The sequence below is a fragment of the Neisseria sp. P0022.S009 genome (assembly GCF_051956675.1).
Classification (GTDB): Bacteria; Pseudomonadota; Gammaproteobacteria; order Burkholderiales; family Neisseriaceae; genus Neisseria.
This window is the reverse complement of record NZ_JBQCXE010000001.1, coordinates 40,094-52,423: the sequence shown is the minus strand read 5'-3', so window position 1 is coordinate 52,423 and position 12,330 is coordinate 40,094. Positions and strand designations below refer to the sequence as shown.

The 12,330-nt window shown below is 50.7% G+C and carries 10 protein-coding genes; 4 read left to right on the top strand and 6 right to left on the bottom strand.

Annotation, left to right across the window (positions count from 1 at the left end):
• Positions 1-98: 98 nt before the first annotated feature.
• On the top strand, positions 99-1,013 hold the full coding sequence (gene lpxC / locus ACTHUG_RS00275) for a UDP-3-O-acyl-N-acetylglucosamine deacetylase (RefSeq protein ID WP_440385864.1): 915 nt from the start codon (positions 99-101) through the stop codon (positions 1,011-1,013).
• Positions 1,014-1,248: 235 nt separating this feature from the next.
• Here lpxC and ggt read toward each other — a convergent pair whose 3' ends face one another.
• A complete protein-coding gene (gene ggt / locus ACTHUG_RS00270) occupies positions 1,249-3,018 on the bottom strand; it encodes a gamma-glutamyltransferase (protein ID WP_440385863.1) in 1,770 nt (589 codons plus the stop codon).
• 482 nt (positions 3,019-3,500) lie between these two features.
• On the opposite strand from ggt, the gene gnd reads away from it, so the two are divergent.
• Entirely contained in the window at positions 3,501-4,949 is a 1,449-nt protein-coding gene (gene gnd / locus ACTHUG_RS00265) for a decarboxylating NADP(+)-dependent phosphogluconate dehydrogenase (protein ID WP_440385862.1), read from the top strand.
• Positions 4,950-5,142: 193 nt separating this feature from the next.
• On the opposite strand, the gene ACTHUG_RS00260 is transcribed toward gnd, so the two are convergent.
• Positions 5,143-6,150, bottom strand: a complete 1,008-nt coding sequence (locus ACTHUG_RS00260; protein ID WP_440385861.1) for an IS5 family transposase — start codon at positions 6,148-6,150, stop codon at positions 5,143-5,145.
• 249 nt (positions 6,151-6,399) lie between these two features.
• On the opposite strand from ACTHUG_RS00260, the gene ACTHUG_RS00255 reads away from it, so the two are divergent.
• A complete protein-coding gene (locus ACTHUG_RS00255; protein ID WP_440418713.1) occupies positions 6,400-6,612 on the top strand; it encodes a hypothetical protein in 213 nt (70 codons plus the stop codon).
• Positions 6,613-6,782: 170 nt separating this feature from the next.
• On the opposite strand, the gene glmS is transcribed toward ACTHUG_RS00255, so the two are convergent.
• The 4 genes from glmS to ACTHUG_RS00235 all read right to left on the bottom strand — a co-directional run bounded on the left by glmS (position 6,783) and on the right by ACTHUG_RS00235 (position 11,240).
• The gene (gene glmS, locus ACTHUG_RS00250) at positions 6,783-8,621 is read right to left on the bottom strand and encodes a glutamine--fructose-6-phosphate transaminase (isomerizing) (protein ID WP_315611371.1); all 1,839 of its coding nucleotides are present in this window, start codon (positions 8,619-8,621) and stop codon (positions 6,783-6,785) included.
• Positions 8,622-8,783: 162 nt separating this feature from the next.
• Positions 8,784-10,157, bottom strand: a complete 1,374-nt coding sequence (gene glmU / locus ACTHUG_RS00245) for a bifunctional UDP-N-acetylglucosamine diphosphorylase/glucosamine-1-phosphate N-acetyltransferase GlmU (protein ID WP_440386751.1) — start codon at positions 10,155-10,157, stop codon at positions 8,784-8,786.
• A gap of 98 nt (positions 10,158-10,255) precedes the next feature.
• Entirely contained in the window at positions 10,256-10,531 is a 276-nt protein-coding gene (locus ACTHUG_RS00240; protein WP_440386750.1) for a membrane lipoprotein lipid attachment site-containing protein, read from the bottom strand.
• A gap of 61 nt (positions 10,532-10,592) precedes the next feature.
• The gene (locus ACTHUG_RS00235; RefSeq protein ID WP_440386749.1) at positions 10,593-11,240 is read right to left on the bottom strand and encodes a pyrimidine 5'-nucleotidase; all 648 of its coding nucleotides are present in this window, start codon (positions 11,238-11,240) and stop codon (positions 10,593-10,595) included.
• Positions 11,241-11,304: 64 nt separating this feature from the next.
• On the opposite strand from ACTHUG_RS00235, the gene ACTHUG_RS00230 reads away from it, so the two are divergent.
• Complete coding sequence (locus ACTHUG_RS00230; protein ID WP_377073551.1) at positions 11,305-12,306, top strand: thiamine ABC transporter substrate-binding protein; 1,002 nt, start codon at positions 11,305-11,307, stop codon at positions 12,304-12,306.
• Positions 12,307-12,330: the final 24 nt, after the last annotated feature.

Here is a 12,330-nt window from a genome sequence, read left to right as displayed (position 1 = left end):
CAAAACATCCATATTGGCAAATACTATTAAAAATGATGGCTTGTTTTTTCCTTTTTAACGTATCATTTGTCCATCAGACTTTTTAAAAGGAAGCAATTATGCTGCAACGGACTTTAGCCAAATCAGTAAGCGTTACCGGCGTTGGCCTGCATTCGGGCGAAAGGGTCGCTCTGACTTTGCATCCTGCCGAAGAAAACAGCGGTATTTCGTTCCGCCGTACTGATTTGAGCGGGGAAATGGGCGAAGTCATCCAATTGAATCCTTATTTGATCAACGATACCCGCCTCTCTTCAACCATTGTTACCGATAAGGGCGTGCGCATCGGTACGATTGAACACATTATGTCGGCTCTGTCTGCCTACGGCATCGACAATGCCTTGATTGAATTGAACGCGCCTGAAATTCCGATTATGGACGGCTCGAGCCTGCCGTTTATTTATCTTTTGCAAGATGCGGGCGTTGTCGATCAAAAAGCCCAAAAACGTTTTTTAAGAATCCTCAAACCCATTGAAATCAAAGAAACCGGAAAATGGGTGCGTTTTACGCCTTACGACGGCTTTAAAGTTACTTTAACCATCGAATTCGACCATCCGGTTTTCAACCGCAGCTCGCCCACTTTTGAGATTGATTTTGCAGGAAAATCCTATATCGATGAAATTGCCCGCGCCCGTACCTTCGGCTTTATGCACGAAGTGGAAATGATGCGCGCCCATAATCTCGGACTGGGCGGCAATTTGAACAACGCCATCGTGATTGACGACATGGACGTTTTGAATCCGGAAGGTTTGCGCTATCCCGATGAATTTGTCCGCCACAAAATCTTGGATGCAATTGGCGATTTGTACATTGTCGGCCATCCGATTATTGGCGCATTTGAAGGTTACAAATCAGGTCATGCCATCAATAATGCGCTGTTGCGTGCCGTTTTGGCAGATGAAACGGCTTACGAATGGGTTGAGTTTGCCGATGACGAAGAATTGCCCACCGCTTTTCACGAGCTGCCGGCAGCCTGATAAAAAATAGATAAAGCAGTCCAATGAGAAGGCCGTCTGAAAGGTTCAGACGGCCTAAATCATGTCATTTTCCACAATTAATTATCCACATATTCATTCTTTTTATCTTATTGAAAAATAAAAATATTAAAATTTAACTCTATTCTTATACACATCTTATCCATATATTTTCCCAAACTAAAAAGGCCGTCTGAAACCAAGTTCAGACGGCCTTTTTCATGTCAAACCGACAATATCAATCGCCCATAACCTTGCCTTCGCGGCGCGGGTCGGCACCGCCGAGCAAACCGTCTTTGCCGATCACAATGCCTTGTACGCCGGAATTCAAATCGCGGATTTGGACTTTGTAGCCCAGTTTTTCCAATGCTGACGCTTTGTCCGCCGCAGCGGTTTTTTCCTCGATTTCATACTGGCTGCCGCGATTGAGCATATTCGGCAGTGAAATTGCCGCCTGAATGTCCATGCCCCAATCGATATGCGCCACCAGCGTTTTGGCGACGAAACCGATGATGCGGCTGCCGCCGGGTGAACCGACCGCCAAATAAGGTTTGCCATCTTTCATTACAATGGTTGGCGCCATTGAAGAACGCGGCCGTTTGCCGCCTGCCACGCTGTTGACCACCGTTTTACCGTCCGCGCCGACAGGGTTGAAAGCAAAATCGGTCAATTCATTGTTGAGCAGATAGCCGTTTGCCATCAGCCCCGAACCGAACGCGTTTTCAATCGAAGTCGTCATCGACACGACGTTGCCGTCTTTATCCACAACCACCAAATGGCTGGTTGACGGCAACTCGACCGCCATCCCCTGCGCGTATGTCTTACCAAACTTGCCTGCCTGAATATTTTCCAATGCCTTGTCAGCTTTGCGGATTTCTTCGGCGCGCGGTTTCAAATAAGCCTGAGAAATCATGGCACGGGTCGGAACGTTTACAAACGCGGGATCACCGACGTAATGATCTCGGTCGGCAAAAGCAATCCGCGACGCATCGCCTATCCAGCGCCAACTGTGGATATTTTCCGCGCCCAACGCCTTCATATCCTGATTTTGCAAGACGCCCAAAATCTCGCCCAAAGCAATCGCGCCCGAACTTGGCGCGCCCATGCCGCAGACTTCGTATTCACGATACGGCGCGCAAACCGGTTCGCGCTCGATAACGCGGTAGTTTTTCAAATCCGCCATACTGATTTTGCCGGGGTTATCCACAGCGCCGGTAACGGCACGGACAATATTCTGCGCCTGCGCCCCCTGATAAAACGGCGCGCTGCCTTTTTCCGCCAACAGGCGCACGGAGCGGGCAAATTCAGGGTTTTTCAACACCGTTCCCGCTGCCAAAGGCTTGCCGTCGGGCAGGAAATACGCGGCAGTTTGCGGATAACGTTTCAACGGCTCCAAATTCTGCTCGATGGATTTTGCCATACGCGGTGAAACGGTAAAGCCTTGTTCCGCCAAAGCAATCGGTTTGTCAAACAGGCTTGCCCACGGCAATTTGCCGTAACGCTTGTGGACATCTTCGAGCAGCTTCGGAATTCCCGGCACACCGACCGAACGGCCGCCGACCACTGCTTTCATAAAGCCCATCGGTTTGCCGTTTTCGTCCAAGAAAAGTTCCGGCGTTGCCACTTTTGGCGCCGTTTCACGGGCATCAAACGTCGTCAGCTTTTTCGCCTTATTGTCCCAATACACCAAAAACGCACCGCCGCCTAATCCGGAAGACTGCGGCTCAACCAGTCCCAAAGTTGTCTGCATGGCAATCATCGCATCTATCGCACTGCCGCCGCGCTTCAAAATTTCATAACCGGCTTCAGTTGCCAGCGGATTGGCAGACGCTGCCATATAATGCTTGGCGCGGATTAACTTCTGCTCCGTCAACCCTGTTCCTTGCTCCGGCGCATGGTTATCCATAGATATGGAAGGCAAGGCAACTTGAGGCTTTTGAATCGGCTGTTGCGCACAAGCGGCCAAAATTAAAACAGATAACAGGTTAATACTAAAGGAAAACTTCATATGTACACCCTTATTGACATATTTTCAGACGGTCTTTTCCCAACTTGAACAAGAGGAAATATGAAAATATTCAGAAATAAAAAACCATTTGACTATTTCCCTACTCAATCAGTTCCGATTGGAGAAGTATAAAACAAGCTAAGATTGTGCACAGGCGAAAATTTATCCACAGAATGAAGCGGCAGAAAATTTTTATCCACATACGCAAACAAGGCCGACCATACTTTATCCTCATCAAAAAATATCAGCTAAGTATTTGAAAAATTGTTTTAATCAAAGTTATCAACAAGCTGTGGCAACACTCAATATCATCTTCTATTTATTATTTAAAATCTTATTTATAGTTTGTTTTCCCGAAGGCAAAGGCCGTCTGAAACGTAAAGGCATCTTTTCAAAAAATTAAAAAGTTAAGGATTGTTAAAAACGTGTAAATCAGCTAGAGTTACGCTTGATAAAATTAATCAATAACGGAGTTTCGCGAAATGAAAGGCGACATTGGCGTAATCGGCCTTGCCGTAATGGGGCAAAACCTGATTCTCAACATGAACGACAACGGCTTTAAAGTTGTCGCATACAACCGTACGACCAGCAAAGTAGATGATTTTTTAAACGGCGCAGCCAAAAATACCAATATTATCGGCGCATATTCACTGAAAGATCTGGTTGATAAATTAGAAAAACCGCGCAAAATCATGATGATGGTACGCGCTGGTTCTGTCGTGGACGATTTTATCGAACAACTCGTTCCGCTTTTGGACGAAGGCGACATCATTATTGACGGCGGCAATGCAAACTATCCTGATTCCACCCGCCGCACACACGAGCTGGCGGCAAAAGGCATCCGCTTTATCGGCGCGGGCGTTTCCGGTGGCGAAGAAGGCGCACGTCACGGCCCGTCCATTATGCCCGGCGGCGACGAAGCCGCATGGCCTGCCGTCAAACCCATCTTCCAAGCCATTGCCGCCAAAACCCCGCAAGGCGAACCCTGCTGCGACTGGGTTGGTCGCGACGGCGCGGGCCATTTCGTCAAAATGGTGCACAACGGCATCGAATACGGCGATATGCAGTTGATTTGCGAAGCCTACCAATTCATGAAAGACGGCTTGGGTCTGAGCTACGACGAAATGCACCGCATTTTCAGCGAATGGAACCAAACCGAGCTGGATTCCTACCTGATTGAAATCACCGCCGCGATTTTGGGCTACAAAGACGAAAACGGCGAACCTTTGGTCGAAAAAATCCTCGATACCGCCGGACAAAAAGGCACAGGCAAATGGACCGGCATCAACGCCCTTGATTTGGGCATCCCGCTGACGCTCATTTCCGAAGCCGTGTTCGCTCGCTGCGTATCCGCGTTCAAAGACCAACGCGTTCAAACCGGCCGCTTGTTCGGTAAAACCGTTACCCCCGTTGACGGCGACAAAGCCGCATGGGTCGAAGCCCTGCGCCAAGCCCTGTTGGCATCTAAAATCATTTCCTACGCACAAGGTTTCATGCTCATCCGCGAAGCCAGCGAAAACAACGATTGGGCATTGAATTACGGCAATACTGCCCTCTTGTGGCGCGAAGGCTGCATCATCCGCAGCGCGTTCTTGGGCAACATCCGCGACGCATACGAAGCCAATCCTGATTTGGTCTTCTTGGGTTCCGATCCTTATTTCAAAGGCGTATTGGAAATCTGTCTGCCTGCATGGCGTAAAGTGGTGGCCAAAGCGATTGAGTGCGGTATTCCGATGCCTTGCATGGCTTCCGCCATTACCTTCCTTGACGGCTACACTTCTGAGCGTTTGCCTGCCAACCTGTTGCAAGCGCAACGCGACTACTTCGGTGCGCACACTTATGAGCGTACCGACAAACCGCGCGGCGAGTTCTTCCATACCAACTGGACAGGTAAGGGCGGCGATACCGCTTCAACCACATACGATATTTAATTTGCCTGGGCAAACAAAAGGCCGTCTGAGTATTTCAGACGGCCTGAGACCTTTGCAAAAAAGCCCTTCCCACGACAGCCGAAATACCAACACAAGTTTTCGGCTGTTTTTGTTTCAAATATCCACTGATTCTACTCAAATATCCCCGTAATTCACCTTGGATACCTGATCAATCAGGCATCTGGGCCGCCTTTTAGGCAGCAACAGGCGCACTTAGCCTGTTAGCCGCTTTCAACAGGTTCAAACACATCGCCTTCAGATGGCTTTGCGCACTCACTTTACACAGACCAAAATAGGCTGCCCGGGCGTAGCGGAATTTACGGTGCAGCGTACCGAAGCTTTGTTCGACCACATAACGGGTCTTCGACAAATATCGGTTGCGTTTGGTTTGTGCTTCCGTCAGCGGACGGTTGCGGTGGGCTTTGCGCATAATGCCGTCTAACAACTGATGCTCTTTCAGATGTTGCCGGTTTTCCTTACTGTCATAGCCTTTGTCGGCATAGACGGTCGTACCTTCGGCAATGCCTTCCAACAAAGGGGACAGATGGTTGCACTCATGGGTATTGGCGGGGGTGATGTGCAGTTTCTCGATATAGCCTTCCCCATCGGTACGGGTATGTTGTTTGTAACCGAGTTTGTAGAGGCCGTTTTTCTTTGTCCAACGGGCATCTTTGTCTTTACTCGGTGTGGTTAGGCCGCTGACTTGTCCTTCTTCATCGACTTCTATGGCCTGGCGCTGTTTGCTGCCGGCGGTCTGAATAATGGTGGCGTCAACGACGGCGGCGGATGCTTTCTCTATTTTTAAGCCTTTTTCGGTCAATTGTCGGTTAATCAGCTCCAGCAGTTCGGACAGGGTGTCATCTTGCGCCAGCCAGTTGCGGTAGCGGCATAAGGTGCTGTAATCGGGGATGCTCAGTTCGTCAAAACGGCAAAACAGGTTGAAATCGATGCGGGTGATGAGGCTGTGTTCAAGTTCGGGATCGGAGAGGCTGTGCCATTGTCCGAGCAGGACGGCTTTGAACATGGACAACAGGGGATAGGCGGGACGGCCGCGGTGGTCTCGGAGGTAACGGATTTTTTGACGATTCAGGTATTGTTCGATCGGTTGCCAATCAATCACCTGATCCAACTTCAATAGTGGGAAGCGGTCGATGTGTTTGGCAATCATGGCTTGTGCGGTTTGCTGAAAGAAGGTGGTCATGGGAAATCCCCTAAATGTCTTGATGGGAATTTAGGGGATTTTGGGGGAGTTTTGCAAAGGTCTCGGCCTGTTGTTTGACAATTATTCAGATTACTTATGCACTATGATACAATTTCTTACTTTTCAAATATTAATCATAAAAGGGGTTTTCATGAAAGTATATAAGATATTTAAAGATTCAATAGGCCAATATGAAGCGGTCAAACAAGGCTGGTCTTGGCCTGCATTTTTCTTTGAAGGTATCTGGGCATGTGTAAAAAAATTTGGGGATTAGGTATTGTGCTAATTATTTTAGCTCTATTTGCATTTGCTCCAATCCCAATTTCAGTTACTGATACTGGAGAAATGGAAATTTCTGGTAGCGCAATTTTTCTGATAATAATTAAGCTTGCATCTCTCATAATTAAATTTATTCTTGGAGTATATGGAAATGAGCTACGTGAAAAAAATTTGATAAGCTGAGGCTATCAGCATCAAAAAAAAGATGCTGAATTTATTATTGCTCAGAATCCTCAAATGGCCATTATTCAGTATATTTCCGAATACGAAAAATAAATCGGATTCTTAAAACATAAAGGCCGTCTGAAACCTGTTTCAAGGTTTCAGACGGCCTTTTTTAACCGGTCAATTACTTATTCAACCGTTACCGATTTAGCCAAGTTGCGCGGTTTGTCCACGTCTGTACCGCGTGCGAGGGCGGCGTGGTAAGACAGGAGTTGCACGGGGATGGTGTGCACAATCGGAGAGAGTACGCCGACGTGGCGTGGGGCGCGGATGACGTGCACGCCTTCGGTGGCGTTGAAGTTGCTGTCGAGGTCGGCGAAGACGAAGAGTTCGCCGCCGCGTGCGCCGACTTCCTGCATGTTGGCTTTCACTTTGTCCAGCAGGCTGTCGTTCGGGGCAATCACGACAACAGGCATGTTCTCGTCCACCAAGGCCAACGGGCCGTGTTTCAGCTCACCCGCAGGATACGCTTCGGCGTGGATATAGGTAATCTCTTTCAGCTTCAACGCGCCTTCAAGGGCGATTGGGAAGTGGATGCCGCGACCCAGGAAGAGTGCGCTGGTTTTCTTGGCAAATTTTTGCGCCCAAGCGGCGATTTGCGGCTCAAGGTTGAGAACGTGCTGAATGCTGCCCGGCAGTTGGCGCAATTCTTCAACGTATGCAGCTGCTTGCTCGTCTGAAACCAAGCCGCGTTGTTTGCCCAAGGTAACGGCCAGGCCGAACAGGACAACCAGTTGGGTCGTGAACGCTTTGGTAGAGGCAACGCCGATTTCTGCGCCGGCGCGTGTGTACAGTACCAATTCGCTTTCGCGTGGCAGGGCGGATTCCATCACGTTACAAATAGACAGGCTGTGTTTGTGTCCCAAGGATTGCGCGTATTTCAGGGCTTCCATGGTGTCCAAAGTTTCGCCGGATTGGGAAATGGTGATGACCAATTGTTTCGGATCGGCAATCACGTCGCGGTAGCGGTATTCGCTGGCGATTTCCACGTCGGTCGGCACTTTGGCAATGGATTCGAGCCAGTATTTGGCGGTCAGCGCGGCATAGTAGGACGTACCGCAGGCAAGGATTTTGATGCTGTGGATATCGTCGAACACTTCGCGTGCATTCGCGCCGAAGTTTTCAGGTTCGAAACCACCGTCCAAGAAGACTTCGGCGGTATCGGCGATGGCGCGGGGTTGTTCGTGGATTTCTTTTTGCATGAAGTGGCTGTATGGGCCCAACTCCAAAGAAGCCAGAGACAATTCGGATACTTTAACCGCGCGTTCGGTTTGCGCACCGGTTTTGTCGAGCAGTTTTTCGATACCGTTTGCATTCAACAGGGCGATGTCGCCGTCTTCCAAATAGGCGATGCGGCGGGTAAAGGCGATCACGGCGGATACGTCGGAAGCAATAAAGGTTTCCTGGTCGCCCAAGGCCACCAACAACGGGCAGCCCATGCGCGCAACAACCATTTCTTCAGGGTTGTCTTGTGCGATAACGGCAATGGCGTATGCGCCGTGGAAACGGGCAGTCGCAGCTTGGACGGCTTCAAACAGTTTGCCGCCGTTTTGCGTGTATTCGTGGTTGACGCTGTGGGCGATGACTTCGGTATCGGTTTGCGATTCGAAGGTGTAACCCAAAGCTTGCAGGCGTTCGCGTTCGGCTTCGAAGTTTTCGATGATGCCGTTGTGGACAACCGCAATCATGCCGCCGGAAATATGGGGGTGGGCGTTAGGCTCGGTTACACCGCCGTGGGTTGCCCAACGGGTATGGCCGATGCCGATATGGCCGAACACGCCTTTTTCGCGCGCGGCGTCCTCCATCAGCTGCACGCGGCCGACGCGGCGGACGCGTTTGATTTTGCCGTCCATGTTTACGGCAATACCCGACGAATCATAGCCTCGGTATTCAAGGCGTTTGAGACCGTCAGTCAGAAAATCGACTACATTGTGATTGGCGCGAATAGCACCTACGATACCGCACATATAAGTTCCTTAGTATCAAAAGTTTGAGAAAATGACTGCTGCTCCGGCTCCCGAAAGCGGCAGTCGGAAAACGCCGTTTTATATTCATTGAAACGGCAAATCTGGGTTTCAGACGGCCTGTTTGTTTCTTAAGGCCGTCTGAAAATAAATAAAAGGCCGGCTTTACTTCTTATCGCCTTTTTCCGGACGCACCCAGCCTTCGATGACGGTTTGGCGTGAACGGGCGAGGACGAGTTTGCCGTCTTCGACGTTTTTGGTAATCGCGCTGCCTGCGCCTGTCGTCACTTTGTTACCCAACGTTACGGGGGCGATTAAGACGCAGTTTGAACCGATGCGCACTTCGTCGCCGATGACGGTTTTGTGTTTGTTCACGCCGTCATAGTTGGCAATAATCGTGCCGGCGCCAAAGTTGGTTTTGCTGCCGATTTCAGCATCACCGATGTAGGTGAGGTGGTTGGCTTTGGTGCCGTTGCCGATGGTGGCATTTTTGACTTCGACGAAATTGCCGATGTGTACGTCGTCGGCCAGTTTGGCTTGCGGACGCAGGCGGGCGTATGGGCCGATTTGGTTGTTTTCGCCGACTTCGCAACCTTCAAAATGGGAGAACGGGGCGATTTTGGTGTTGGCACCGATTTTGGCATTTTTGATCACGCAGTTGGCACCGATTTCGACGTTGTCGCCGAGTTCGACTTCGCCTTCGATGACGACGTTGACATCAATCACGACATCTTGTCCGTGTTTCAGACGGCCTCGTAAATCAAAACGTGCCGGATCGCGCAGGGTGATGCCTGCTTTCAGCAATTCTTGCGCCTGTTCGGTTTGGAAAATGCGCTCGAGTTCGGCCAGTTGGAGTTTGTTGTTCACGCCGGCGGCCAGATGGGAGGCGCGCACTTGGACGGGATGAACTTTGATGCCGTCGGCAACGGCTTTGGCGATGAGGTCGGTCAGGTAGTATTCGCCTTGGGCATTGTTGCTGGAAAGGCTGTTCAACCAGTTTTCGAGTTTGGCGTTGGGTAAAACCAAAATGCCGGTATTGATTTCTTTCACGGCTTTTTGGGCGGCATCGGCGTCTTTTTCTTCGACAATGGCGGTTACGCTACCGTTGCTGTCGCGGATGATGCGGCCCAAGCCTGTCGGGTCGTTGGGAACGTCGGTCAACAGGCCGACTTCGTTGCCTGCGGCTTCGAGCAGGGTTTCGAGGGTGGCGGCGTCAATCAGGGGGACGTCGCCGTACAACACCAGCGTGCGGCCTTCGGCAGACAGGTGCGGCAGGGCGGTTTTGACGGCGTGGCCGGTACCGAGCTGTTCGGTTTGTTCAACCCAAACGACATCGCGTTTGACGGTGTCCAAGACTTGCTCTTTGCCGTGGCCGATGACGACGCAGATGTTTTGGGGATTCAGGGAGGCGGCGGTGTCGATAACGCGCTCAACCATGGGCTTGCCGCCGATGCGGTGCAGTACTTTGGGCATTTTGGAGTACATGCGCGTGCCTTTGCCGGCAGCAAGGATGACGATATTTAAAGTTGTCTGAGCCATGATACGGTTTCCGTTGTCGTTGTTTGAGGCCGTCTGAAAACTGTGACAACAAGTGTTTATTGTTTTTCACTCCGTTTCAGACGGCCTTGGGGATATTGTTATTCGATTGCTGGCTGTGGGTTGGCAAATTGCGGTTTTTGCCAGTTTTGGCCGCGTTCATCGTGTTCCGCTTGATTGGATTGGACGGCGCGGCGCTCTGGGCGGAACTGGTTGTAATTCATGTTTTTAGAATAAGTACCGTCCTGATAAACGATGGGTGTGCCGGTAGCATATTTTTGGCGTACGGCGGTACGGCCGGATTCGGTGGTGTAGGTTTCCCAAGAACAACCGGCCAAAACGGCGGCGGCAGTCAGGATTAAAGCGAGTTTACGCATGATGTTGTCCTTGTTTTTAAATGTCGTCAATACCGTGTATTGTACTTGATTTTTAAAAATTTCACGGCAGTTTTGTGCAAAATTCAAGCAAACCCTGCATATCTTTCGCTATGCCGTCGGCAAATGACAACGGATGGGCTTTTTCGCCGTACCAAACGGTCTTCATGCCCAAGGCTTTGGCTTGGTGCAGATTGTCGGCGCTGTCGTCCACCATGATGCACTGTTCGGGTTTTACGCCCAACAGACGGCAGACGTTGAGATAGGCTTGCGGATTGGGTTTGTAGAGCAGGCCGAAGTCGTCCGTGCCGAACAAGCCGTCAAAATGCGCTTCCAAGCCCAACGTTTCAACCAATGCGCGGACATAAAACGAAGGCCCGTTGGAAAATACGGCTTTTCGCCCTTTCAGACGGCCTAAAACGTCATCAGTTCCATCCATACCCTCCACCTTTGCCAAAATTTGCTTAAGCGGGTGACTTTCACGCAAAAATTCATCGATATCAACTTCGGGATGGTGGATTTGCAAACCGGCAAGCGTCGCGCCGTATCGGTGCCAATAATCTTGGCGCAGTTGGGAGGCGGCTTCTTCGGAAAGCTTCAGACGGCCTGCCATGTATTCGGTCATGGCGCGGTTGATGATGTAGAAAATGCCGGCTTCGGCATTGTGCAAAGTATTGTCGAGGTCAAACAGCCAAACGGGGGAATGATTCATATCGTGCCTTGATATGCAGATTTTGTTATGATATTTCGTATTTTACCCGTACAAAGGAAAGAGAATGAAACTGAAATTGTCCGCCCTCGCCCTGTTGCTGGCTTCGGCAAACCTGTACGCCCAAACCGAAGTGCGTTTGGCCGTGCACAAATCCTTCAGTCTGCCCCAATCCGTCATCGCGCAATTTGAAAAAGCCAACGATGCCAAAGTGTCCGTCATCAAGGCAGGTAGCGGCAACGAAATGCTCAACAAACTGATTTTGAGCAAAGCCAACCCAATTGCCGATGCGGTTTACGGTTTGGACAACGCCAACATCGGCAAAGCCAAAGCCGCCGGCATCCTCGCCGCTAACCAACCCAAATCCGCGCCCGTAACTGCGTCCCTGCCCGATGCGTTGGCCGTCGATTACGCCTATGTCGCCATCAACTACGACAAAAAATGGTTTGAACAGAAAAAACTGCCCCTGCCGCAAACCCTGCAAGACCTGACCAAACCGGAATATAAAAACCTTCTGGTAACCCCGTCTCCCGCCACCTCCTCGCCCGGCCTCTCCTTCCTCTTGGCCAACATCGGCGGCATGGGTGAAGAAGGCGCGTTCAAATGGTGGGCGCAAATGCGCCAAAACGGCGTGAAAGTCGCCAAAGGCTGGAGCGAAGCCTACTACACCGACTTCACCCAAAACGGCGGCGCCTACCCCCTCGTGGTCAGCTATGCCACCAGCCCAGCGGCCGAAGTCCACTACTCCAAAGGCAAATACAGCACCCCGCCCACCGGCAACCTCTTCCTCAAAGGCGGTACATTCCGCCAAGTTGAAGGCGCGGCCGTTTTGAAAGGCGCGAAACAACCCGAGCTGGCAGCCAAACTGGTAAGCTGGCTGCAAAGCGGCGAAGTGCAAAAAGCCCTGCCTGCCGAAATGTGGGTCTATCCGGCTGCAAAAAACACGCCGCTGCCCAAAGTATTCGAGTTTGCCCAAACCCCGAAACACAGCGATTCCCCCAACCGCGCCGACATCAACACCAAACAAAAACAATGGGTGAGCCGTTGGAGCAAAACCGTTTTACGTTAAGCTGAAAAAGATTTAAGAAAGATT

Excerpts from the sequence above, each read along its gene's own strand:
- lpxC (WP_440385864.1), top strand. The coding sequence starts at position 99 with ATGCTGCAACGGACTTTAGCCAAATCAGTAAGCGTTACCGGCGTTGGC.
- ggt (WP_440385863.1), bottom strand. The coding sequence starts at position 3,018 with ATGAAGTTTTCCTTTAGTATTAACCTGTTATCTGTTTTAATTTTGGCC.
- gnd (WP_440385862.1), top strand. The coding sequence starts at position 3,501 with ATGAAAGGCGACATTGGCGTAATCGGCCTTGCCGTAATGGGGCAAAAC.
- ACTHUG_RS00260 (WP_440385861.1), bottom strand. The coding sequence starts at position 6,150 with ATGACCACCTTCTTTCAGCAAACCGCACAAGCCATGATTGCCAAACAC.
- ACTHUG_RS00255 (WP_440418713.1), top strand. The coding sequence starts at position 6,400 with ATGTGTAAAAAAATTTGGGGATTAGGTATTGTGCTAATTATTTTAGCT.
- glmS (WP_315611371.1), bottom strand. The coding sequence starts at position 8,621 with ATGTGCGGTATCGTAGGTGCTATTCGCGCCAATCACAATGTAGTCGAT.
- glmU (WP_440386751.1), bottom strand. The coding sequence starts at position 10,157 with ATGGCTCAGACAACTTTAAATATCGTCATCCTTGCTGCCGGCAAAGGC.
- ACTHUG_RS00240 (WP_440386750.1), bottom strand. The coding sequence starts at position 10,531 with ATGCGTAAACTCGCTTTAATCCTGACTGCCGCCGCCGTTTTGGCCGGT.
- ACTHUG_RS00235 (WP_440386749.1), bottom strand. The coding sequence starts at position 11,240 with ATGAATCATTCCCCCGTTTGGCTGTTTGACCTCGACAATACTTTGCAC.
- ACTHUG_RS00230 (WP_377073551.1), top strand. The coding sequence starts at position 11,305 with ATGAAACTGAAATTGTCCGCCCTCGCCCTGTTGCTGGCTTCGGCAAAC.